The sequence below is a fragment of the Leptolyngbya sp. AN10 genome, assembly GCF_050565645.1.
Taxonomy (GTDB): domain Bacteria; phylum Cyanobacteriota; class Cyanobacteriia; order Leptolyngbyales; family Leptolyngbyaceae; genus Leptolyngbya.
On sequence record NZ_JBNXVP010000062.1, the window covers coordinates 1 to 21,296 of the forward strand.

The window sequence follows — 21,296 nt, forward strand, 5'->3', positions numbered from 1 at the left end:
GCTAGACATGGGAATCGCTTGGGGAGAAGACACCTCTACTCATGTTGGCTTGCGCCTGCATGAGCAAGTGACTTCGTAGAGCCAAGAATCTCCATCCGCCTATGCGGTGGGGAGTGTCAATGATAGTCCAATTCTTTGCTAGAAAGGTGCTCAAAGAATCTAAAAGGCTCTAGAGCATTGTATCGAGTTCTTTCAAGGCTTCCGCTAGGGATTTATTGATTAATTTGCTTTCTAATGCAATCAAATTTTCACCTTTTGATAGATTCGAGTTTGATGACACTGAGCTATCCCTGATCTTAGACATCATCGCTAAGGTCTTTAGAGGATGTTTGAGAAGTCATCGTTCATCGCATTCACCCGCCCGGAAATGAATCTCCGGGCTAATCGGGGAAGCCCACTCAACTGGGCTAAGAACTCCGAATGATTCTCCCAGCCCGCTTCAGCGGGGTTTCCTTCATTAGCCCGGAGATTCATTTCCGGGCGGACTGGCAACGCAGCAAAGCCGCTTTTTATACTTTTCAAACACCCTCTTAGATCATTAAATAATCTCGGAAGTTTTTGACGAGCAGTTGTCATTTTGATGAATTTAAATTTGTATTGCAGGACTGGCTGACTTACTCGATCGCTAACGATAAGATGATTGCATGGCTACTCCGTCCGTTCTCACATCCAAATGCTCCCTTTTAGTGATCGAAGACAGCGACGAAGATTTTGCTGCCTTTGAGCGAATCGCTCGTCGAGCATCGATTCAAAATCCGATTTACCGCTGTTCGGATGGAGATGAAGCATTGTCATTTTTGCGCCAGATTGCAAGCACTGAGACGAGCTTGGCTTCTCGTCCATCCATGATATTGCTCGACCTCAATCTTCCAGGAATGGACGGGCGCGATGTTTTGCGACAAATCAAACAAGACACAGCGTTAAAAACAATTCCAGTTGTTGTATTTACCACATCGTCTAATCCAAGAGATGTCGAGGTTTGCTATCAACAGGGCGTGAACGGCTACATGATTAAGCCGATCGATGTCGCTCAACTAAAGCGAACGATCCAACTGTTTTTTGAGTATTGGTTTGGAGTCAGCTTGATTCCTGGTGCAGTTGAAGATTGACGGCTTTCCGTCACGATCGCTTAAAAGAAATTAGTAAAGCTCATACTTCAACAACTGACAGGGCAGCGCTCCGTTATACACCGGAAATCTTTGAGCAGATCGCAGCCCGATCGATTGGGAAAGTTCCTTATTTCCACTCAACACAAAAGCCGTCCAACCTTTGAACTGCTGCTTGAGCACATTGCCTAAACGCTTGTAGAAAGCACCCAAATCGCTATCCCGTCCCAACCGTTCTCCATAAGGAGGATTGCAGAATAAAACTCCCGTATCCGCAGGAGCAGCGACCTCCGATAAATCAAGCGTGGCGAAGTAAACGTGATTCGAGACTCCACATTGAGTGGCATTGACGATCGCTTGTTCAATCACAGATGAATCTCGATCGCTTCCCCAAATCGGTGCCGGAAGATGCTCCCGCTGACTGGCTTCTGCGGCTTGAATCAAGTCCTCTAATAGAGTCAAATCTGCATCGAGCCAAGTTTCAAACCCAAACCGCTCCCGAAACAACCCTGGCGCGACATTCAACGCCTTCAAACTGGCTTCTAAGGGCAATGTACCGGAACCACAGAGTGGATCATAAAACGTCTGTTCAGGTTGCCAACCGGAGAGTTGAATCAGTGCTGCTGCCAAAGATTCCTTAAGCGGTGCTGAGCCAACAGCCGGACGATAGCCCCGACGATGTAAACTCTCACCTGAACTATCGAGGCTGATGGTGCATCGATCCGAATCAAGATGGATATTAATCTGAAGATCCGGGGATTGAAGTTCGACATTCGATCGATCGCCGAATTGGTCTTGCTGTTGATCGACGATCGCGTTTTTGACCTGAAGGGCTGTGAAATGGGTGTGATTAAGCTGTTTTGTTTTACCCGTCGCAGTCACGGCTAAGGTCATATCAGGAGTCAGATAGAGTGACCAATCGATCGATTGCACCCCTTGATAAAGATCCTCTGAATCCTGACAAGGAAACTCATCTAACTTCATCAAGATGCGAAACGGCAATCGTGCCCAAAGATTGACGCGATACAAGAGAGCCAGATCCCCTGTGAATGCAACTCCACAAAATCCTGGCTCGATCGCAGTCGCGCCTATCTGTTCTAACTCTTGTGCTGCAAGCGTTTCTAGTCCCCGTGCAACAGTCGCAAAATACTGATTCATCATGAATTTGAGGATGTTTTAACCGGGATGAAAAGCTTTTTAATTGCGGTCTGTTCCATTGGCACAACCGCAACTAACCCAGTTGATAGCGCGACGGCTTTTCTCCGATTCGCTTGACCGTACCTGCGCGATTGGCGTGCATTAATGTTGCTCCCAACGTTTTTCTGGCTCTTGGCATTTCTGCTTCGTCAAACTGGTCGTACACTCCAGCAATCAGATCGTCGATCGTGTAAATTTTCGCCGCGTCTTGCTGCATCACCTGAACGATCGCATCAATCAGACTACTGCCCTTAAATTTGTGCTTCAGTTGTTTCGCATCAAACGCTGATGTCGATGTTGATGTCGATTGCGCTTCGGATTGCGCTTTTTTTGTTCCAGTTTTACGAGAACGAGAAGCAGATGAGGTCGGTGTGGAAGCGTGTTCCAATAATTCGCTCACAGCATCCACAATGTCATCTGCGGAAACTGCTTCAACTTCCGGTGATTCGCTCAACAGTGCATTCAGGGTTTTAAGAGTGCGATCGACTTCTGCACTGACCGAAGCTTGAATTTCTGAGACGATCTTTTGTCGATCGTTGATTAAGCGCGATCGTTCTTGCTCTAGATTTTGTCTCGTTGCATCACTCAACACCAAGTAGGACATAGTTGCTGTTTCCAAAATTAGCAGATTGCTTTGATTGTAGTATCAACAGAATCGAATTGATGCTCATTTCAGAAATTAAGCTAGAGTCTGGGATCGATCGGTTCAGTTTCCAGTGCCAGAATACCAAACGTACACTCATGTACTCGACGCAGCGGTTCTCTAGCAACAAAGCGATCGAGCGCTTCGATTCCGAGGGCAAATTCGCGTAAAGCCAGCGATCGCTTTGCTGATAGTCCCCGTTGTCGCAGCCTTTCTAGATTTTCAGGTCGCGAATATTCTGCACCATAAATGATTCGCAGATATTCCTGTCCACGGCATTTCACCGCAGGCTGAATGTTCCGCTGCTGCGGCAGAAACTCGATCGGTTTCACCACCATGCCCTCGCTGCCTTGTTCGGTGAGATCGAGCCACCAGTTGATTCCAGCCTGCACACTTTGCGGATCAGTAGGATCAACAACCAAATGGTCAGTCGCAATGACAAGCTCAGAATCTGCGATCCGAGCAATTTGCTCTAGATGCCAAAGGTGCGATCGATCCGTATGAATTGATCCTTCAGTGGCAAGGATATGAAAGGGAGCGAGTTTGAGATCGTCGATCGATTGCACAGACCAACAGTAGCGACGATATGCCTGACGGTATTGTTCGGCAAGCTGAGATCGCTCTTGATAGTCCTGTAATGGCACTTCAATCCCCCGCGATTGAGCTTGCTTTAAAAGTGCGATCGCATCATTCAAACTCACTTGAGCAGCACGACCAACCGGAGCATATTGTTGACGTAAAAGCTGTTGTGCTTTGACCGACCAAGGCATCAGTTCACAATCAAGCGCAATCCAATCGGTTTGGAATTCGTCCCAAACAGGAGCAAGCTTAGTTCTCAGACGATCTAAGAATTCCGTTTCAAGCTGGAGATTGTCAAAGAACGGTCGCCCGGTGCGCGTGTAGCAAATCCCAAATCTACTATCAGTCACACCAAAGCGCTTTTGAGCCGCTTCAGCCGATCGACAAACAATGACGATCGCTCTTGATCCCATGTGTTTCTCTTCGCAAATCACTTGAGCAATTCCTTGATTGCGATAGTAAGCGAATGCTTCAGTCGGATGTTCTAAGAATCCAGGTTCTTTAGAAGTTTCAACCGGAGACATCGTGGGCGGTAAATAGATCAACCATTTCGGATCAACTGCAAATCGGCTCATCACTTCTAAAGCTGCGATCGCATTTTCCGGTCGAATGGTAATTGGACGATGCAACTTGGGTGAAATGATGCGCTTTCCAGTCACATCTGCAATGTCTAAAACGTCATCGTCTTGCTGTTGAAGAGTGAGCGAAGATTCAGCAATCAATGGACGAACGGGTTCGCAGTAGACCTTACGCGCTGAAACGGAGACGAATTCTTTTTCTGGATAGCGCAATGCAGTAAGCTTGCCACCAAACACACATCCAGTATCAATGTCGATCGTGCTGTTGAACCAGACTGGCTCAGGAACAGGAGTATGACCGTACACCACGATCGCATCTCCCCGATAGTCTGATGCCCAGTTGTATCGCACAGGTAAGCCAAATTCGTCAATTTCTCCGGTCGTTTCTCCGTACAAGGCAAACTCTCGAACCGTCGCAGAACCGCGTCCTTGATACGCTTGTTTCATTCCCGCATGAGCGACGACGAGCCGACCGCCATCAAGCACGTAGTGACTCACCAGCGAATCGAGGAAAGCTTGCAGCGATCGTAGTTCTGATCCATCAAGTTTTTCTAGTTCAGCTAAGGTTTTCTCTAACCCGTGATTGACCTTAACAGTGCTTCCTTTAAGCTTTCGCAATAGTTTATAGTCATGATTTCCTGGAACACAAAGCGCCGTTTCTGCTGCAACCATGTTCCGGACTAAGTTCAATGTATCGAGAATACGATCACCACGATCGACTAAATCTCCTAGAAAGATTGCTTTACGTCCTTCAGGATGATAGTAGGTCTGTTCTTTAAGTTGATAGCCCAAAGTTTGCAGCAATTGTTCTAATTCATCGCAGCATCCATGAACATCGCCAATAATGTCGAATGGACCCTGCTCATGTTTCTTGTTGTTCCACAGCGGTTGTCGCTCGATTTCAACTGATTCAATTTGCTCTAGAGAATTGAGAACATAAACTTGCCGAAATCCTTCTTTTTGTAGTGTTCGGAGCGATTGTCGAATGTTTTGCACATGACGACGAATCACATGATCACCGAACTGTCGATCGCTTCTTTGACGATTGCGGTCGCGGCAAATTTGTTCGGGTAAATTCAGCACGATCGCAACTGGCAAACAATGATACTCTCGCGCTAGTCGAATTAGATGTTTGCGATCGGCTGCCTGTGTATTCGTTGCATCAATAACAGTCAAGTTGCCTCGATTCAAACGTTTTGCAGCAATGTAGTACAAAACATCAAAAGCATCTTGAGTCGCAGCTTGGTTAGTTTCATCATCGGACACTAAACCCCGACAGATATCCGATGAAATGATCTCAGTCGGTAAAAAATGCTTGTGAGCAAAGGTCGATTTTCCAGAGCCAGAAGCACCGATCAGAGTGACGAGAGACAGTTCAGGAATGGTAATTTTCATCGATCGCTCCGCTCAAAAATTGCGAGTTGTGTGGGTGCGCCAACGATTGGATCTGATGCGCCAATGTCAGCAAAACTGACTGTGTAATCAAAGCGTTGAGCAATCTGAGTCGCCCAAGTTTGGAACTCTTTGCGTGTCCATTCAAATCGATGATCTGAGTGACGAAACTTCCCAATCGCTAAATTCTCAAATTTGATATTGTATTCTCGATTCGGAGTTGTCACGAGCACGATCGAGGGATGAGCAAACTCAAACACCACTCGTTCTAATGCAGCCAGTCGAGATTCGTCTAGATGTTCGATGACTTCGATCAATGTTGCCGCATCATAGTTCTCAAATCGTCGATCGCGATACGTCAACGCCCCTTGAAACACTTGAACTCTGTGCTTTTGAGCAGTGGGAAGTCGTTCTAACTTCTCCTGAACAATTGAGAGCGATCGACTAGAGACATCCATGCCTGAGATTTGCTCAAAGAACGAATCTTTCGCTAACTGCATGATCAACTTTCCTTCGCCACATCCGAGATCAATCACTCGTTTCGCTTGACATTGTTTGAGTTGAGCGGCGATTGTTTCATATCGGATCTGATTGAGGCTGATGGGTTTCTCAATCGCTATTTCTGTTTCAGATTCAGTGTCTTCTTCGGTTTCCAACTGCGCCAAAGCTGCCTGAGTAAGCGATCGTCTGCGTTTCAAATACCGCTGTGCAATCTGCGTCTTCTCAGGATGTTCGCTGAGCCATCCTTGTCCATGCCGCAATAGTTTTTCGACTTCTTCTTCACCCACCCAATAATGTTTATCTTCATCGAGTACAGGAATTAACACATACAAATGACTCAGCAATGCTGAAAGTGTTGTAGTCGCAGTTAACTCCACGCTGTAATAAGCACTATTTCCCCATTCCGAAAACTGTTCATCGAGTGGATGCTGTACTGGGTTTACCCGATATCCTAACGGCTCGAATAATCGCTGCAAAAAGCCTTTTCCACCTCGACAAGGTAGCACTGAAATCTTTGCCTGAAGCGGAATTTTCTGAGTTGCGAGGTCAGGACGGTCTTTGCATTGACCTGATAAAGCAGAGCGAAACACTTGAGCGATCGCAACACTCAAAAATGACGAAGCCACATACGGACGATCGTTGACATATTGTTCTAGGGTTGTTGCTTGCCCTCGCACTAACCGGACAGGATCAACTTCGAGCAACAGTGCCACCGTACAGCATTCGGGAGTCGCGATCGGGTAGAAAACCTGTGCTCGTCCAAAGGAAAGCTCAAACGGTTGAAAGCGATCTGGATGCTTGCCGAGCAGATATCCCAAATCGGTTGCAGGAGAATGAGCCGTGGTAATCGTCAACAACATAGAATCTCCAACTCGATCGCATTGAAAGCTGCGCCAACCTAGATTGTATTACGTTGTAGTACAACTTAGCAATATGATCGAAACTCCAGGAGATCGAACTTTTCCTGGAGTAGAATCAAAATTAATGTCATCCCATTACTTGCGTTCTGGATGAGCATAAATTTCTGGCGGTGGATTGCCTAGAATATTGATCGCTGCAATCAACTGATACAACTTACCTAAATCGCGCTGATTAAAGTGCATGATCAAACGCGGTAACTGATAAGATTCGTCCTGCGCCTCTTGTGGCAGCGGTTTCGTTTTCTCGATTCTGCCTGTTACGAGAATGTCTTTAAACCGATCGTTCAATTCATCGATCGCTCCATCGCTCAGTTCCGTTTTTAACCGCAGCACTAATTGACTCCCGACATAGCGACTAGAGTGATACACCTGATAAAAACTGGAAATTGCCGCGATCGCCACATCCAAATCATCGGTAATCGTATACAAACTCGGATCATCTCGACTGATCAATCCGCGTTTCATCAGTTGCTTATCGATATATTCCGCCCAATCATCCCAGTATCCTCCACCTGGCTTGTCGATTAGCACCAAGGGAACGGGAGCCGATTTTCCGGTTTGGGTCAGCGTCAAACATTCAAACGCTTCATCCTGCGTCCCAAATCCACCCGGAAACACCGCTAACGCATCACTTTCCTTGAGAAAGAAGATTTTCCGCGTGAAAAAATACTTGAACGGAATCAGCTTCGGATCGCCCTGAATGAACTGATTCGCACCTTGCTCAAACGGCAGTTGAATGTTCAAGCCAAACGATTTGTCTGCACCTGCGCCTTCATTTCCCGCCTCCATGATGCCGCCACCCGCACCCGTAATCACCATGTAGCCTTGCTGCGTCACATATTGAGCGAATTCTTTCGCCAACTGATACTCTTCGGTATCCGGCTTAATTCGAGCAGAACCGAAAATCGCAATCTTCCGCACATGACGATAGGGATAAAACACCGTGAATGCTCGTTCCATATCTTGCAGCGAGGCATTCAGAATCTTCCAATCTAAGCGATCGATTTCATCACCAGAAATTCGAGCAATCAATCCCAAAGCTTGAGCGATCAGCGCACCGTGTTGCATATTCGGCAACTGATCGAGAAGATTGTTCAACGTCGATCGTAAAGATTCAACGTTAATCATCGACGAGGGTTGAGACGAAACGGACGGGGACGGGTCAACAGACATGGACGTTCCTCACAGGGGCATTCTATTTTAGCGAGAACGGACAGAATGCGATGCCCGCATCGATACTGAAAAACGCTCCAGAATATTGCTCTGAAGCGTCTTTAGCACTGTGACAAATGAGTTTAAGCAAATGAGACGAATCCAGGCGCTTGAATCTTAAAGATGCTTTTCGAGCGTATTGGAAAGAGTGGTTTTAGGTACAGCACCGACGACCATGTCAACGCGCTGACCGCCTTTGAAAATCATCAGTGTAGGAATACTGCGAATTCCGTATTTACTAGCGACACCTGGATTTTCATCGGTGTTGAGTTTGACCACTTTGACCTTGCCTTCGTACTGCGTCGCGATCTCATCGACCACAGGCGCAACCATCCGACAGGGACCACACCAAGGTGCCCAGAAATCCACGAGGACGGGGACTTCACTCTGAAGCACTTCCTGGTCAAACGAAGAATCCGTAACTTGTGCGGTTGCTGACATTCCTGAAAATCCTTGCCTTTGTTTCATTTGACGAAATTCTAACATAGCAAAAACGGCGGATCTTATCTTCAGGGTAGACATAATTAGATACAAATGGGTGGGGAGTGGGGAGTGGGGAGTGGGGAGAGTTAAAGTTGTAATTCTTACTGCTGCCACCAAAATACTGTTACCCCCTACTCCCCACTCCCCACTCCCTTTTAAAAACAAGGAACCGCCTAAACCGAAGTCCAGGCGGAGTGTGGTGTGAGGAGTGAACGGAAACATGCGTCTCCGCTTCCTTTATTCTAGACGACAGATTTGGTTTTACCAGGCGATCTTTCAACTCCTAGCAAAACTCTTAAGAATTTAATGAAAAGATTATTTTGCGATCGCATTTTGTAAAGAATTGACGATGCGATCGCAGAAGAAAGAAAGATGCTACTTACCCATTCCAAGCTGTTGCGCTTTCTGGTAGACCTTCCCTTCTGTTAACAAAGATGGAGCAATTACGACATCAACTTGCTGCATTTCTTTGATATCTTTCGCACCCAAAGTTCCCATGCTCGTTTGCAACGCACCTAATAAGTTATGCGTTCCATCATCTAATTGAGCGGGTCCGCGCAAGATTTGTTCCAGGCTTCCAGTCGTTCCAACTCGAATCCGGGTTCCTCTCGGTAACACAGGGCTAGGAGTCGCCATTCCCCAATGGAATCCGCGACCAGGAGCTTCTTTTGCCCGCGCAAACGGCGATCCAATCATTACCGCATCTGCACCACAAGCAATACATTTACAGATATCGCCGCCTGTGATTAATCCACCATCTGCAATTACGGGAATGTATTTGCCAGTTTCACGGTAGAAGTCGTCGCGGGCTGCCGCACAATCCGCCACCGCAGTCGCTTGTGGAACTCCCACACCTAGAACGCCTCTAGACGTACAAGCTGCACCCGGTCCAATTCCCACCAGAACCGCTGCGGCTCCCGCTTTGAGTAGATTCAAGGTTACTTCATACGTGACACAGTTTCCGAGAATGACGGGAATCGGCATCTCTTCACAGAATTTTGCCAAATCTAAAGGAGAAATTGATTCCGGTGATAAGTGTGCGGTTGAAACAACAGTCGCTTGAATAAAGAACAGATCTGCACCTGCTTTTGCAGCAATTTGTCCAAACTGACTCGCACCTGCTGGAGTCGCGCTCACCGCCGCAATTCCACCTTGCGATTTAATTTCTTTAATCCGCTGCTCGATCAATTCTGGCTTGATTGGTTGCGAATAGAGTTCCTGCATCAACGGCACAAATTCAGTTGTCCCGACTGCCGCAATACGATCGAGAATCGGATTCGGATCTTCGTAACGAGTTTGAATCCCTTCTAAGTTAAGCACTCCCAAGGCTCCCAACTGCGAGAGCTTCACTGCCATTCCGACATCGACCACGCCATCCATTGCTGAGGCGATGATGGGAATTTCGCGATCGATGCCGCCAATGGTCCAGCGCGTATCTGCCAGTTTCGGATCGAGTGTCCGCTGTCCTGGAGAGAGCGCAATTTCGTCGAAACCATACGCTCTTCGAGCCGTTTTGCCCCTGCCGATTTGAATATCCACGCCAATGTTCCCCAAGAACTAATTGGATAAGAGTATCAAATTTCAATCCCAATTGTGTGAGAAAACCAGAGCGTTTCATCACAGATGAGCCAGTCTCTCGTATGCTATGGTCTGCTGACTTTGAGGAAAGTAATGCAGACAACAGCGCAGATGATTACGTGTTTCCAACTTTGTTACGATTTGACGAATAAATATCGTTCAGTTGATCTCGTCACGATCGATGAACGAACTGGCAATGTTGTCATCTTGTCAGGCGAAGAGATTAATATTGAAATTAGACCAAACGGAAGATGGAACTTTGTTTTATGAGCGCAAAACCAGACTTTACTGCGATGACTCAAAGTGAACTTCGGGCATACGTTTTAGATCACCGAGGCGACGATGAAGCATTACACGCTTTTATTGATAAGTGTCGCGCTGAGAATCCACCATCGCGGACTTATGGACCCGAAGACAATATCAGTGACGCGATCGATGAATACCTTAAACAACGCCGTTCACAGCACTGATTCTTCTCGCCATTCGCTTTCAGGTTCGCGCCAGTAAATGCTATTTTCCCGCTGCATCATTCGATAGCCGATTAGTTCCCGTCGCAAGGTTGCAGTATCAGGATGAATCGGTTTGATGATTTCGTTGAGCGCTTTTTCGGAATATTGTTGACCCATTTCAAAGTGATTTACGAGCCATTTTAGAATCACCCAACGTTTTTTACGACTTGCTGGAATTTCACGTAAGCGATCGCCTTCTAGAAAACTTCTTAAAATCTTTTCTTCCCACGCATCAGGATTGATCTCGCTCGAAACGGTTGTGATTTGAGCGGAAAAAATTGCCTTGCTCAAATCTTGGAGTGCTTCTTGATTTAAGCGATAGAGATGCGTATTACGATCGGGGCGCATTTGGACAAGATTCAATTCTTTTAACTTGCTTAGATGGTGGGAAACGGTTGGCTCTTTAAGCTGCAAGAGTGCGGCAAGTTCTTCGACGCTATATTCTCGCTGTGCCAAAATCCCGACAAGCTTAAGGCGGCTTTCGTTGGATAGGGCTTTGAAGAAACTCAGAAGCGTTTGGAATTCGGGTTGTGACATAGCGTTAATTCGATATTTGTCTAATTAGAATTGTATCGAAATAGCTTAGATGTGTCACTCGATCGAGCCTTATAATTTGTTAAAAGATCTATCCGGTGTCATGTCAGAAGAATCCCAAGAAACTTGGCGCGATCGCGTCGAACGATTAGAAGCAAACCTCGATCAGTTCATTGATTTCGTTGCCCAGAACCAACGCACTCAGGCTGTTCAGCTTCAAGTTCACCAAGAACAGCTTGCCTCGCATCAAGAGCAGATGAACGAGCTTCGTCAGATCTCACAGCAGCTTGCAGAAGTCCAAATCGAAACGTTTGCTCGCTTCGATCAGATGCAATCCGAGATTCGTGGGCTTCGGATTGAAACTCAGCGAATGCTCGATCGCTATCTCAACCCAGAACCACCGGACGAAGAAAACCAAAATTAAAGTTACCCTGACCCATTTTTTATGTTTGAAACCGCACAGTTAATCGAAAAAGCTCAATGGTTGGGCATTGCCACGATCGCATTTGCCGTTCTCGCGATCGCAGGTTTTATCTTCAAATGGGGCATCCGCTTCCGACTCGTTGGAGTGACTGGATTTACGGCTGTTCTGACTGGAGGCGTTTTTGCTCTGAGTCTTGGACTCTACAATCGCCCACAAATTTCTGGAGCATTACACTACTCGCGCATCTTCGATACGGGGGCGGCTCAAGTTGTGATTACTGTGCCACCGAGCATTACTGAATCTCAGCTTGAAGCAACCTTGAAACAAGCCGCGATCGATATTTTTTCTCCCGGTCGTATGGGACAAGGATCAGATCAAATGACGATTCGAGCGCGGACGATCGTGCATCCTCAAGATGGGATATCCCAACCTTTATACTTGGGTGAAATTCAGCGATCGCTCTCGATTCGCGAAGATGAAAACGCTAGGATCAAGTTGTATCGGGAAAACTTGGCACAGTTACCCAAGCCAATCGCATAACGTTTGTTTTTCACCTCTGCAAAATGCCTACTCAATCGAATTCCGTAGTTTCGTTGATGATCGCACCCGCTCAAGTCGTGCGTGGATTTGGTGCGATCGAGCAAGTTGGAGATCAAATTGCCCGTTTGGGATCGCGTCCGCTGATGGTCGGCGGAGATCGATCGCTAGATGTGGTTAAGTCTCGCCTCAAATCTGTGTTCAAGTCTCACTCGCTTCAAGCAGCAAAAGCAACTTATGGCAAAGACTGTAGTGAGCCGACTTTAGAGAATCTGCGAAAAGCCGCTACTGATCATCAAGCCGATTTTATTATCGGAGTCGGAGGCGGTAAAGCGCTGGATACTGCGAAGCTTCTAGCACATCAGTGTCAGTTACCGATCGTCACGATTCCAACTTCTGCGGCAACTTGCGCGGCTTGGACAGCGTTATCGAACATCTACTCTGAGCAACACGCCTTTTTGTATGATGTCGGGCTGGTTCGCTGTCCAGATTTGCTGGTGCTGGACTATGATTTGGTCGCAACTGCACCGCAGAGAACATTGATTGCCGGAATTGGAGATGCGATCGCGAAATGGTACGAAGCTTCAGTCAGTAGCGGGCACTCAGATAAAACCCTTCTGATTGCAGCCGTTCAGCAGGCGCGAGTGTTGCGCGATATCTTGTTCCAAAAATCCGAAGCTGCCTTAAAGAATCCTTTGGGATCGGAGTGGCAAGAGGTTGTAGATGCTTCGGTATTGATGGCAGGCGTGATCGGTGGAATTGGTGGCGCACAATGTCGAACCGTTGCGGCTCATGCGGTTCACAATGGATTGACGCATCTTTTAGAAAGCCATCATGCACTGCACGGGGAAAAAGTTGCGTTCGGAATTCTGGTGCAACTTCGACTCGAAGAAATGGTGCAAGGAAATCAGCTTGCCGCCACTTCAAGACAGCAGTTATTGAAGTTTTACGAGCAGATTGGATTGCCAAAAACGCTCTCTGATTTGGGATTAGGAGAGGTGTCGATCGCGCAACTCCAACATGCCGCAGAAGTCGCTTGTAATGAAACTTCGGACATTCACCGCTTGCCGTTCCCGGTTGTACCGAGTCAACTGATGGCAGCGATGGTTTCGACCACGGCTCCAAGCTCAACGATCCGAACTGAGATTGCCAACTATCAAGGAGCGCACAACGTTGAGGAGATTGTTCGCCAGGACTGATGCGACTTTGAAGCGAGATTGATTGGTCTGTTCAAAACGATAAATTAGCGATCGTGGGTAGGTGAGCAGAACGAAACTACTGATAAAAGAGGAACGATCGCTTGTTTTAAGAGAGAATTAGGCGGAACGTTTCAGTCTAATCTTCCAATTGAGAATGTTAGAGTGAAAAAATTCCGCCTAATCACCTCTTTTGAGGTCTTAGATAGACAAAATTCCGCATAACAACCGAATTTAGGGGCTTAGGCAGAAAAAGTCAGTCTAGACAATAGTTAGACATCTTGCAGAAATGGTAACTCTGTTAGGTAGCTGTACAGAGATAAATGAGCCACTATGTCCAACCCTACGGGTCCACCTCAATGTCCCAAATGTAAAACTACGCAGACAATTGAACACAATGGCGGTCAATGGTGTTCAAATTGTGGCAAGTTTGCAGTTCCTCCCGCATTGCGTCATCCTCCCACTTCTCACCTTGACCAGAAGAAAAAAACTCCGCAACCGATGTTACTGACTTGTTCTAGTTGTGGACGCAAAGACAGCATGGGAGACGGGTTATATGACGATGGAGAATGGATATGTGGAGCCTGTATTGCAGGCATGGCTTATCCTCATTGAAGGTTAAGATGATAATGAAACGTTGGATGTACTCTCATGAAACTCGATCGTATTACGAGCAATCCAAATCGGATGAATGGGCAACCTTGCATCCGTAACCTTCGCCTTACGGTTCGTCGAGTGATTGAGCTACTCGCAACTTATCCTGATCGAGAAGAATTACATCAAGAGTTTCCAGAACTGGAGGACGAAGATATCCGGCAAGCCCTGATTTTTGCCTCTTCTTACTTGGACGATCGCATCATTGAGCTTCCTAATTGCTATGAAACTGTTGCTTGATCAGGGATTGCCACTCTCTGCGGCAGCGTTATTACGGGATGCAGACATCGACGCGATTCATGTCGGTGAAATCGGAATGTCTGAAGCTGAAGATGCAGACATTATCCAGCGAGGCAGGAATGAGGGGCGTATCGTTGTTACTCTTGATGCAGATTTTCATGCACTGCTAGCACTTGATATTGCAGCCACTCCTTCAGTCATTCGGATTCGGATTGAAAGGTTACGTGCCCAAGCACTCACAGACCTCCTACTAACCGTCATTGGCGAATGCGAGGAGGATTTAGAACAAGGATCAGCCCTTACAGTGGAGCCAAGCCGTATCCGTATTCGCCGTTTGCCGTTGGTGTCAGATGTCTAACAATTCGCTTGGAGCGGACGAGCAGAGTTTCTTCGTCTACCGTTCTGTTCTTTGCGTCGCCGCTCAAGCGAACCGTTCGGCAGAGACGCGCAACTTAATTGTTAGCATGAAGTCAAAGGGACGTGTAAGAGTTAAACGTTACTTGTACTGATACAAAAGGAGTTGCATGAGGACAGTTTATTCTTCACTTCTAAGTTTCACTCCTGTTTGGTTTTTATCGGCATTGCTGCATAGCATGGACAAAGACATCAACGGGATTAGTGGACTTGCCAAGCCAACGGTACTTTTTTCCGTCACGCTGATCGGACTCTTTCTTTATTTACCAGTTCTGATTCCGCTGGCTCAGTTGCGCTCACAGGGCATTCGAGGGTACTGGGTCGGGCTACTGTCAGTGTCCTGGGTCATTGGGGCTGTCATAGCGGCGGTCGGTTCCAGTGCAACAACGATGCAGGGACGGCTGGTCTCGTTTGCAGGGGTATCATTGGTCTGCACATCTGTTTATGGGATGGCGACAGTTCCAGGTGTTCTCGCGCTGAGGCACTCTCGCTTACGATCGAGCGAGTAGCTAGGACTCAATTCTTGCAGAGCAGCACAACAAACTTCAAGTGGGGTTCGACCCTATCTAACGCACCGACCACTATGGCAGCACTCTATGCTTTGGGAGCAAATATAGCCCCTGCTGTTGCTCAACTTTGGGGCTATGACATTCGCTATTATTAACCAGCCAGTCTTCTAGATAAGTCATACCAGATTAAAAATCAGGCATAATTAAACGCTGATTTCTTCGGTGCTCTTCGTCTTTTTGTGCAAACAGCGATCGACCCAATAATTTGTGAAATATCTCAGGATAACCTTCACGCCAAGAAAAATTATCAAATCCTGATGACAGTAGAAATTTCGCTCCGAGAATGCGGCTCTTGGAAATTGGATCAATCAAAAACGCTAGAGTTTCACCGATCAGGGACAGACCAAATTTTCCAGGAAGTAAAGAAGGCATCGTGATTTCTTTAGGTTTCAAAAGAGCGATCGTAAATACCATAAAGGAAACACTGAAAGATGGAACTACGATGCACCCTCGTGTGATTTGTTTAGGTGAAATTTTGTTCGATCGCATCTCGAATCAGCCGGGATTGCCGCTTGAATCGGTGTCTTCTTGGACTTCTTACCCAGGGGGCGCTCCTGCGAATGTTGCCTGTGCGCTGACGAAATTAGGGACACCGAGCGCGTTTGTTGGCTGTGTGGGCGAGGATGAACTCGGTCGATCGCTGATCGATTTGCTCAACTCGATCCCAGTCGAGACGAGCGGCATTCAAACCTATGCCGCACCGACCCGAACGGTTTTAGTGTTGAGATCGCAAACGGGCGATCGTAGTTTCGTAGCATTCGGGGAACAGCGGGACACGACTGAGTTTGCAGATACGCATCTGAAAGCCGATCGCATTCCCGTCGAATTGTTTCAACACGCAGATTACTTAGTAATTGGAACATTATTACTAGCTTACCCAGAAAGTCGAGCCGCGATCGAGCGGGCACTTGAACTTTGTGAACAGTTCTTTGTCAAAGTCGTTTTGGATGTGAACTGGCGACCTGTATTTTGGAAAGATCAAAGTATTGCGCCGAAGATGATTCACGAGGTGATCAAACGTGCGGACTATCTCAAAATGGCAGAAGAAGAAGCAGAATGGCTGTTTGAAACGACTGATCCGGGTGTGATTGCTCATCGAGTCGAAAGCTTGGAAGGGGTGCTGGTAACTGCGGGAGAAAAAGGATGTGCGTATTGTTTGAGTCAGAAAGAGGGGAAAGTTCCAGCTTTCTCGATCGAGGTTGAAGATACCACAGGTGCAGGGGATAGTTTCTTAGCTGGATTTGTTCATCAGCTTTGCCAACATCAACTCACAGAAGTCAAACAGGATGCCGATCGGATTGTTCGATATGCTAGTGCAGCAGGAGCATTAACCACCATGAGAGCAGGTGCGATCGATGCTCAACCGACGGGTGCAGAAGTGGATGCGTTTCTATTTCTACAAGACCAGGAGAGTTAAAACGATGGGCGTTGAAATTGAGCGAAAGTTCTTAGTCAGAAATGACCAATGGCGGAGACTTGCTGAAGGTGAACTTTACCGCCAAGGGTACATTCCCACACTTGAAAGTACCGTAAGAATTCGAGTGATTCGCGATCGCGGTTACATCACCATCAAAGGCAGAACTCAGGGAATTTCTCGTGCTGAGTTTGAGTACGAAATTCCCGTCGAGGATGCCACACAGATGTTAGATAGTTTGTGCAAACCGCCGTTAATTGAGAAATATCGTCACAAGATCGAATGGAACGGTTTACTGTGGGAGATTGACGATTTTTTGGGGGCAAATCGAGGATTAACGATCGCGGAAGTGGAACTTGAAAGCGCAGATCAATCGATCGACCTTCCTGATTGGGTTGGGGAAGATGTCTCACATGATCCGCGCTACTACAATTCCAACCTTGCACAGCATCCTTATACAACTTGGTAGATTGCTATCGACTCCAAGCCACATAAGGTAATTTTGCAGCAGTTGCTCGAACTTGCTCTGCTTGCGATACTAATTGACCACAAGCATCCCAGGTTCCAGAAGTCAGCATTTGACGCGCTCCAGAAGGCATAGAAATATCAGCCTCAAATGATCTACACCGCGCTTTCATTTGATCTAAATTCACCAAAATTTCTGCTTGTGGATCATCTGCAACGAGTTTCTGAAGTTGGCTTGTAACACTTGGAGCAGCCGTAATACAAGGAATACCGATCGCGACACAGTTTCCAAAGAAAATCTCTGCAAAACTTTCACCGATGATTGCTTGAATTCCCCATTTCGAGATCGCTTGTGGTGCATGTTCCCGACTCGAACCGCAGCCAAAATTGCCATTCACAATCAGAACTGTTGCACCTTGATACTGTGGTAGATCAAACGGATGCTGTCCTTGGAGTTGAGTGCGATCGTCTGCGAACACTTGTGCTCCTAATCCATCGAACGTCACACAGCGGAGAAATCTTGCTGGAATAATGCGATCGGTATCAATGTCATTGCCGACGACAGGAATTCCGCGTCCTGTGATTGTTCTAACTTCACTCACCATAATTGTTGTGCCTGGTTCACTGTTGTCTATTCTCGCATTTCTTCAGTGCTATTGATCCAGACGCGCTCTAATAGGACTTAATTAACTTCAAACAGTTTTGACCTTCACGAGAGCAGCAGTAATCAATCTGCCAACTGTGTTGATCTCGAAGCTTTTTAAACAGTGCGGCTCCCCAGTGAGCTTCATGTTCGATCGGATTGGGATACTCTTGCTCTACTCGATCGATTAACGCTGCTAAGTCAAACGGCGCTCCTCGATCCCACACTCGAATTTCTAATTGATCTGAATAGATACCTGCCTCGATTTTAATCGGAGTTTCTCTAGGTAACTGTTCGTGTGCGTGTCGAACAGCATTGGTAAAACCTTCGACTAATGCAATTTGTCCTTGCAGCCAAACCGCTTGAGAAACGGGACTCTGTTGAAATGGCTCAAACCAAACTAGAATTTGCGGAATCGCTGTGAGATCCGTTTGAACAATCAATCGATCGAAGTGGATCACACCATTCGTAAAGGCAAAATTGTTCATGGTGGATGCACTCCTGGGATGGTTAAAACGCGCTATCTTTCCTGAATAAAACTACGATAGTTTTAAGAATTAGCTCCAGATCATACTTCAAACTCCAACGTTCTTGATATCGCAAATCTAGCTGAATCACCTCTTCAAAGTTGCGAATCTCCGATCGACCATGTACCTGCCATTCTCCAGTAATTCCAGGTTTAACATTGAGTCGCTGCCAGCTTGATATCTCATATCGATCGACTTCTTCGGGCAAGGGTGGACGAGTTCCGACTAAGCTCATCTCCCCACATAGCACATTCCAAAACTGCGGTAGTTCATCTAAGCTGGTCTTTCGTAGAAATCGTCCAACTCTCGTAATTCTCGGATCATTGGCGTTCTTGAAAAATGCACCTTCGTTTTGGTTTTGTACTTGTGCTTTTAAGTGTTCAGCATCACTCACCATCGATCGAAACTTCCAAACTTGAAAGCGTCGCCCTAGATGACCACAGCGAGTTTGAGAAAACAGAATCGTACCCGGACTATCTAGCTTAATCGCGATCGCAATCGGAACAAATATGATTGCTGTAATTGCTAAACCTACCATTGCACCGATGATGTCGATCGCTCTTTTGATCCTGGATTGGATAGAAGGGTGTGTGGGTTCAATCTGAGATTCGGGACTGGATTCTAGAGAAATCCCAGATTCAATTGTGAAATGTCGATCGAGATCAGCTAACTCTAAAATGGTCAAAATCTCAGGCTTTACGCTCCACAAGACCAGTTCAATTTGATGCGATTGAGCAGCCTTCAAACACATTACCAGCGCACCGATCGCACTACTATCGATAAAGGTTGTCTGAGCAAAATCAAGAACAATCTTACTTGGTTTTGCTTCGATTAGTTCTCGACACTTAGTGCGGAATGCTACTGCTTCAGCGACCGTTAACAATGTTGGAAGTTGTAAGAGATACAGTTCATTAGTACGAATGACAGAAACTTCGATCGGAGATTGTTGAATCATGTTGACCTCATGAGAGTAAGCAGCAGGCTTGGACAATCGATTCAGATAGAACTGATAGCAGAGTGCCTGCACTGGCACGATCGATAACGGTTTTCGTCTAACTGAAGCTCAGATAGGACTGGCAGGGGACTCTACACAGGTTGAAATTACGGAAACACTGGTTTAAGCGATCGTGCAAAAATCTGAAATTCTACATAAAGAACTCAGACAACTATCAGGGCTTTATGAAATAGGATTGTTTTTTGATGAGGCAGTCACAAAGTCAGTTCTCTAGTCCTTAGGTGATCGCAATGAGTCAGCCTGTGAAAGTAATTAAGGTGTGCGGCATTTTGGGTCACACTCAAGCAAAACAATTTAAGCAAGAAATTCTTGATCTGATTAGTACAGGAACGATCGAGATTTTGATTGATTTTGAGCAGGTTATCTTTATGGATAGTTCTGGTTTGGGCGCGTTGGTCAGTTCATTCAAAGCAGTGAAGGCAGCGCAAGGAATCCTCTCGCTCTGTGCGATGAAACAGGAAATTAGAATGCTGTTAGAGCTTGCAGATGTAATTCAGTTTTTCCCAATTTTTGCAGATCAAGCAGAATTCGATCGAGCACGAGTTAGCTATTCAACGGTTTAAGGAGATTTATCGAAAACAAATTGCCCGCTGTCTTCGGCTTCGCTCAGTCAGCTAGAGATCGCGCCCTGAGCGAAGCCGAAGGGCAGTCTTTCAAGCGGTAAGCTCTTTCGTAGAAATCTCCTAATTGGATAGTTCAATGGAGCCAAATAATTTGAATGGCTCCATTGAACTATCGCAGCTTAATTTGCAACAGTGAGCAATCATCCTCAAAATCTCGATCGCATTTCAACTCTTTCACCGCTCGAATAATCGTTTCCGAACTATCCAATTGCTCCGAATGGTGATGTCGATCGATACATCCAACAAATTCATCTAAGTTCCAAATTTCTCCATTCGATCGCTGAACTTCATAGATTCCATCGCTGAATAGGTACAAGGTACTCTCTTGCTCAACCTTGAAAAACTGAGTCTTGTACTTTGAATCAGCAAACATTCCGATCGGGGTTCCTGCTGTCCGAAGTCGAGCAATCTGGTGATTCGGAGACTGACCAGAAACGACAATTGCTGGAGGATGTCCCGCACTGGAATACATCAATAACTGCTTGGAATAGTTATACACCCCATACCAAATCGTGAAATAGCGATCGCTCGGTGTTTCACTGAGCCAATCCGCCTCAGATGCAAACGCTTCATTCAATGCAGTTAACACTAACCCAGGCTGATAGAAATTGATCCCAGGTAAAATTTGAGCGCGAAGTACATTCTGGATGGTGACAGAGACCAAAGCGGCTCCCAACCCATGTCCAGACACATCTAAAAGATACATTGCAAAGAAATCAGAATCGAGCCAATGATAATCGAAACAATCGCCGCCTAACTGTCGAGAGGGAAGAAACTGCGATCGAGCAACAATCCGATCATCGATCGGAGCAGGTAACAGCGATCGAACGTACTCTGCTGCTTCTGCCATTTCTGACTCTAACTGTTCCCGTTGAAGCTTCAATTCTTGAGTTAATCGACGCTGTTCCTGAAATGCTTGATACACTCTCAAACCCGCTCTCAATCTGGCACTCAGTTCTTTAATCTGAATCGGTTGAGCAACAAAGTCATGAGCAACAAAGTCATCGGCTCCACTATCCAACGCCTCTACATGATGTTCTGGTGAATTGTAAGCAGTGAGTAAAATGAAGTAGATGTCTGCCCAATTTGGATTCGCTTTAATCGTGCGGCAGAGTGACAAACCATCAATTCCAGGTAGATTCCAATCACAGAGAATCAGGGCAGGGCAAACCTTTGGAACGAGTGCTAATCCTTCTTCTCCAGTCGTCGCCTCGATCACTTCAAAACCTTGGGGCTGGAGCGACTGTTTGAGCAATTTCCGAACTAAGCGATCGGCTTCAATAATGAGAACTGGGAACATACAATCTGAAAAGAGCGAGGGCACAGTTTCAGAGTTCCCAGTC

26 protein-coding genes are annotated in these 21,296 nt (G+C 46.5%); 13 read left to right on the top strand and 13 right to left on the bottom strand.

The genetic code is table 11. The annotated features are described in order from the left end of the window. The first annotated feature begins 644 nt into the window (after nt 1-644). A complete protein-coding gene (locus ACQ4M5_RS38675; protein WP_430681111.1) occupies nt 645-1,109 on the top strand; it encodes a response regulator in 465 nt (154 codons plus the stop codon). 30 nt (nt 1,110-1,139) lie between these two features. Here the strand turns inward: ACQ4M5_RS38675 and ACQ4M5_RS38680 are convergent, their stop codons facing one another. From ACQ4M5_RS38680 to ACQ4M5_RS38710, 7 genes are all read right to left on the bottom strand, one after another. Further along, nucleotides 1,140-2,267, bottom strand: coding sequence for a THUMP domain-containing class I SAM-dependent RNA methyltransferase (locus ACQ4M5_RS38680; protein ID WP_430681112.1), 1,128 nt, complete (start codon nt 2,265-2,267; stop codon nt 1,140-1,142). 70 nt (nt 2,268-2,337) lie between these two features. Continuing rightward, entirely contained in the window at nt 2,338-2,907 is a 570-nt protein-coding gene (locus tag ACQ4M5_RS38685) for a hypothetical protein (RefSeq protein WP_430681113.1), read from the bottom strand. A gap of 80 nt (nt 2,908-2,987) precedes the next feature. After that, on the bottom strand, nt 2,988-5,498 hold the full coding sequence (locus tag ACQ4M5_RS38690) for a polynucleotide kinase-phosphatase (protein ID WP_430681114.1): 2,511 nt from the start codon (nt 5,496-5,498) through the stop codon (nt 2,988-2,990). Beyond that, entirely contained in the window at nt 5,495-6,856 is a 1,362-nt protein-coding gene (locus ACQ4M5_RS38695; RefSeq protein ID WP_430681115.1) for a 3' terminal RNA ribose 2'-O-methyltransferase Hen1, read from the bottom strand. The genes ACQ4M5_RS38690 and ACQ4M5_RS38695 overlap by 4 nt, the downstream gene beginning before the upstream one ends. A gap of 135 nt (nt 6,857-6,991) precedes the next feature. Further along, nucleotides 6,992-8,089: an LOG family protein gene (locus tag ACQ4M5_RS38700; RefSeq protein WP_430681116.1), complete on the bottom strand. Its 1,098-nt coding sequence runs from the start codon at nt 8,087-8,089 to the stop codon at nt 6,992-6,994. Between the two features lie 156 nt (nt 8,090-8,245). Next, entirely contained in the window at nt 8,246-8,614 is a 369-nt protein-coding gene (trxA, locus tag ACQ4M5_RS38705) for a thioredoxin (RefSeq protein WP_430681117.1), read from the bottom strand. A 372-nt stretch (nt 8,615-8,986) separates the two neighbouring features. Beyond that, entirely contained in the window at nt 8,987-10,150 is a 1,164-nt protein-coding gene (locus ACQ4M5_RS38710; protein WP_430681118.1) for a GuaB3 family IMP dehydrogenase-related protein, read from the bottom strand. A gap of 132 nt (nt 10,151-10,282) precedes the next feature. Here ACQ4M5_RS38710 and ACQ4M5_RS38715 point away from each other — a divergent pair, with 132 nt between their 5' ends. Together ACQ4M5_RS38715 and ACQ4M5_RS38720 are read left to right on the top strand one after the other, a co-directional pair. Continuing rightward, nucleotides 10,283-10,459 carry a DUF6888 family protein gene (locus ACQ4M5_RS38715; RefSeq protein ID WP_430681119.1) on the top strand — a complete coding sequence of 59 codons (177 nt, stop codon included), beginning with the start codon at nt 10,283-10,285 and terminating at the stop codon, nt 10,457-10,459. After that, the gene (locus ACQ4M5_RS38720) at nt 10,456-10,659 is read left to right on the top strand and encodes a DUF6887 family protein (protein ID WP_430681120.1); all 204 of its coding nucleotides are present in this window, start codon (nt 10,456-10,458) and stop codon (nt 10,657-10,659) included. Before ACQ4M5_RS38715 ends, ACQ4M5_RS38720 begins: the two co-directional genes overlap by 4 nt. On the opposite strand, the gene ACQ4M5_RS38725 is transcribed toward ACQ4M5_RS38720, so the two are convergent. Continuing rightward, on the bottom strand, nt 10,648-11,235 hold the full coding sequence (locus tag ACQ4M5_RS38725; RefSeq protein ID WP_430681121.1) for a metalloregulator ArsR/SmtB family transcription factor: 588 nt from the start codon (nt 11,233-11,235) through the stop codon (nt 10,648-10,650). The two genes, ACQ4M5_RS38720 and ACQ4M5_RS38725, sit on opposite strands and share 12 nt — an antisense overlap. Nucleotides 11,236-11,284: 49 nt before the next feature. On the opposite strand from ACQ4M5_RS38725, the gene ACQ4M5_RS38730 reads away from it, so the two are divergent. The 7 genes from ACQ4M5_RS38730 (at nt 11,285) to ACQ4M5_RS38760 (ending at nt 15,206) form a co-directional block, all read left to right on the top strand. Continuing rightward, a complete protein-coding gene (locus ACQ4M5_RS38730; protein WP_430681122.1) occupies nt 11,285-11,656 on the top strand; it encodes a hypothetical protein in 372 nt (123 codons plus the stop codon). 21 nt (nt 11,657-11,677) lie between these two features. Next, a complete protein-coding gene (locus tag ACQ4M5_RS38735; RefSeq protein ID WP_430681123.1) occupies nt 11,678-12,196 on the top strand; it encodes a Ycf51 family protein in 519 nt (172 codons plus the stop codon). A gap of 23 nt (nt 12,197-12,219) precedes the next feature. Beyond that, nucleotides 12,220-13,392: an iron-containing alcohol dehydrogenase family protein gene (locus tag ACQ4M5_RS38740; protein WP_430681124.1), complete on the top strand. Its 1,173-nt coding sequence runs from the start codon at nt 12,220-12,222 to the stop codon at nt 13,390-13,392. Between the two features lie 330 nt (nt 13,393-13,722). Then, nucleotides 13,723-14,004 (top strand): hypothetical protein, encoded by a 282-nt coding sequence (locus ACQ4M5_RS38745; protein ID WP_430681125.1) that lies wholly within the window; start codon nt 13,723-13,725, stop codon nt 14,002-14,004. A 36-nt stretch (nt 14,005-14,040) separates the two neighbouring features. Continuing rightward, nucleotides 14,041-14,283 carry a DUF433 domain-containing protein gene (locus ACQ4M5_RS38750; protein ID WP_430681126.1) on the top strand — a complete coding sequence of 81 codons (243 nt, stop codon included), beginning with the start codon at nt 14,041-14,043 and terminating at the stop codon, nt 14,281-14,283. Next, the gene (locus ACQ4M5_RS38755) at nt 14,267-14,641 is read left to right on the top strand and encodes a DUF5615 family PIN-like protein (protein WP_430681127.1); all 375 of its coding nucleotides are present in this window, start codon (nt 14,267-14,269) and stop codon (nt 14,639-14,641) included. The genes ACQ4M5_RS38750 and ACQ4M5_RS38755 overlap by 17 nt, the downstream gene beginning before the upstream one ends. A 166-nt stretch (nt 14,642-14,807) precedes the next feature. Then, nucleotides 14,808-15,206: a hypothetical protein gene (locus ACQ4M5_RS38760; RefSeq protein WP_430681128.1), complete on the top strand. Its 399-nt coding sequence runs from the start codon at nt 14,808-14,810 to the stop codon at nt 15,204-15,206. Nucleotides 15,207-15,392: 186 nt separating this feature from the next. Here ACQ4M5_RS38760 and ACQ4M5_RS38765 read toward each other — a convergent pair whose 3' ends face one another. Beyond that, nucleotides 15,393-15,638, bottom strand: coding sequence for a hypothetical protein (locus ACQ4M5_RS38765; protein WP_430681129.1), 246 nt, complete (start codon nt 15,636-15,638; stop codon nt 15,393-15,395). A 1-nt stretch (nt 15,639) separates the two neighbouring features. On the opposite strand from ACQ4M5_RS38765, the gene ACQ4M5_RS38770 reads away from it, so the two are divergent. Then, nucleotides 15,640-16,683, top strand: coding sequence for a carbohydrate kinase family protein (locus tag ACQ4M5_RS38770; protein WP_430681130.1), 1,044 nt, complete (start codon nt 15,640-15,642; stop codon nt 16,681-16,683). Between the two features lie 4 nt (nt 16,684-16,687). Beyond that, entirely contained in the window at nt 16,688-17,149 is a 462-nt protein-coding gene (locus ACQ4M5_RS38775) for a CYTH domain-containing protein (protein ID WP_430681131.1), read from the top strand. A gap of 4 nt (nt 17,150-17,153) precedes the next feature. On the opposite strand, the gene leuD is transcribed toward ACQ4M5_RS38775, so the two are convergent. The 3 genes from leuD to ACQ4M5_RS38790 all read right to left on the bottom strand — a co-directional run bounded on the left by leuD (nt 17,154) and on the right by ACQ4M5_RS38790 (nt 19,270). Next, nucleotides 17,154-17,750, bottom strand: coding sequence for a 3-isopropylmalate dehydratase small subunit (leuD, locus tag ACQ4M5_RS38780; protein WP_430681132.1), 597 nt, complete (start codon nt 17,748-17,750; stop codon nt 17,154-17,156). 67 nt (nt 17,751-17,817) lie between these two features. Further along, the gene (locus ACQ4M5_RS38785; RefSeq protein WP_430681133.1) at nt 17,818-18,276 is read right to left on the bottom strand and encodes an ATP-binding protein; all 459 of its coding nucleotides are present in this window, start codon (nt 18,274-18,276) and stop codon (nt 17,818-17,820) included. 22 nt (nt 18,277-18,298) lie between these two features. Beyond that, nucleotides 18,299-19,270, bottom strand: coding sequence for a sugar transferase (locus ACQ4M5_RS38790; RefSeq protein ID WP_430681134.1), 972 nt, complete (start codon nt 19,268-19,270; stop codon nt 18,299-18,301). A 290-nt stretch (nt 19,271-19,560) separates the two neighbouring features. Between ACQ4M5_RS38790 and ACQ4M5_RS38795 the strand changes: the two genes are divergently transcribed. Then, nucleotides 19,561-19,893, top strand: a complete 333-nt coding sequence (locus tag ACQ4M5_RS38795; protein ID WP_430681135.1) for an STAS domain-containing protein — start codon at nt 19,561-19,563, stop codon at nt 19,891-19,893. A 169-nt stretch (nt 19,894-20,062) separates the two neighbouring features. Here the strand turns inward: ACQ4M5_RS38795 and ACQ4M5_RS38800 are convergent, their stop codons facing one another. Beyond that, nucleotides 20,063-21,253, bottom strand: coding sequence for a SpoIIE family protein phosphatase (locus tag ACQ4M5_RS38800; protein WP_430681136.1), 1,191 nt, complete (start codon nt 21,251-21,253; stop codon nt 20,063-20,065). Nucleotides 21,254-21,296 lie beyond the last annotated feature (43 nt).

Excerpts from the sequence above, each read along its gene's own strand:
- ACQ4M5_RS38675 (WP_430681111.1), top strand. The coding sequence starts at position 645 with ATGGCTACTCCGTCCGTTCTCACATCCAAATGCTCCCTTTTAGTGATC.
- ACQ4M5_RS38680 (WP_430681112.1), bottom strand. The coding sequence starts at position 2,267 with ATGATGAATCAGTATTTTGCGACTGTTGCACGGGGACTAGAAACGCTT.
- ACQ4M5_RS38685 (WP_430681113.1), bottom strand. The coding sequence starts at position 2,907 with ATGTCCTACTTGGTGTTGAGTGATGCAACGAGACAAAATCTAGAGCAA.
- ACQ4M5_RS38690 (WP_430681114.1), bottom strand. The coding sequence starts at position 5,498 with ATGAAAATTACCATTCCTGAACTGTCTCTCGTCACTCTGATCGGTGCT.
- ACQ4M5_RS38695 (WP_430681115.1), bottom strand. The coding sequence starts at position 6,856 with ATGTTGTTGACGATTACCACGGCTCATTCTCCTGCAACCGATTTGGGA.
- ACQ4M5_RS38700 (WP_430681116.1), bottom strand. The coding sequence starts at position 8,089 with ATGTCTGTTGACCCGTCCCCGTCCGTTTCGTCTCAACCCTCGTCGATG.
- trxA (WP_430681117.1), bottom strand. The coding sequence starts at position 8,614 with ATGTTAGAATTTCGTCAAATGAAACAAAGGCAAGGATTTTCAGGAATG.
- ACQ4M5_RS38715 (WP_430681119.1), top strand. The coding sequence starts at position 10,283 with ATGCAGACAACAGCGCAGATGATTACGTGTTTCCAACTTTGTTACGAT.
- ACQ4M5_RS38720 (WP_430681120.1), top strand. The coding sequence starts at position 10,456 with ATGAGCGCAAAACCAGACTTTACTGCGATGACTCAAAGTGAACTTCGG.
- ACQ4M5_RS38725 (WP_430681121.1), bottom strand. The coding sequence starts at position 11,235 with ATGTCACAACCCGAATTCCAAACGCTTCTGAGTTTCTTCAAAGCCCTA.
- ACQ4M5_RS38730 (WP_430681122.1), top strand. The coding sequence starts at position 11,285 with ATGTGTCACTCGATCGAGCCTTATAATTTGTTAAAAGATCTATCCGGT.
- ACQ4M5_RS38735 (WP_430681123.1), top strand. The coding sequence starts at position 11,678 with ATGTTTGAAACCGCACAGTTAATCGAAAAAGCTCAATGGTTGGGCATT.
- ACQ4M5_RS38740 (WP_430681124.1), top strand. The coding sequence starts at position 12,220 with ATGCCTACTCAATCGAATTCCGTAGTTTCGTTGATGATCGCACCCGCT.
- ACQ4M5_RS38745 (WP_430681125.1), top strand. The coding sequence starts at position 13,723 with ATGTCCAACCCTACGGGTCCACCTCAATGTCCCAAATGTAAAACTACG.
- ACQ4M5_RS38750 (WP_430681126.1), top strand. The coding sequence starts at position 14,041 with ATGAAACTCGATCGTATTACGAGCAATCCAAATCGGATGAATGGGCAA.
- ACQ4M5_RS38755 (WP_430681127.1), top strand. The coding sequence starts at position 14,267 with ATGAAACTGTTGCTTGATCAGGGATTGCCACTCTCTGCGGCAGCGTTA.
- ACQ4M5_RS38760 (WP_430681128.1), top strand. The coding sequence starts at position 14,808 with ATGAGGACAGTTTATTCTTCACTTCTAAGTTTCACTCCTGTTTGGTTT.
- ACQ4M5_RS38765 (WP_430681129.1), bottom strand. The coding sequence starts at position 15,638 with ATGCCTTCTTTACTTCCTGGAAAATTTGGTCTGTCCCTGATCGGTGAA.
- ACQ4M5_RS38775 (WP_430681131.1), top strand. The coding sequence starts at position 16,688 with ATGGGCGTTGAAATTGAGCGAAAGTTCTTAGTCAGAAATGACCAATGG.
- leuD (WP_430681132.1), bottom strand. The coding sequence starts at position 17,750 with ATGGTGAGTGAAGTTAGAACAATCACAGGACGCGGAATTCCTGTCGTC.
- ACQ4M5_RS38785 (WP_430681133.1), bottom strand. The coding sequence starts at position 18,276 with ATGAACAATTTTGCCTTTACGAATGGTGTGATCCACTTCGATCGATTG.
- ACQ4M5_RS38790 (WP_430681134.1), bottom strand. The coding sequence starts at position 19,270 with ATGATTCAACAATCTCCGATCGAAGTTTCTGTCATTCGTACTAATGAA.
- ACQ4M5_RS38795 (WP_430681135.1), top strand. The coding sequence starts at position 19,561 with ATGAGTCAGCCTGTGAAAGTAATTAAGGTGTGCGGCATTTTGGGTCAC.
- ACQ4M5_RS38800 (WP_430681136.1), bottom strand. The coding sequence starts at position 21,253 with ATGTTCCCAGTTCTCATTATTGAAGCCGATCGCTTAGTTCGGAAATTG.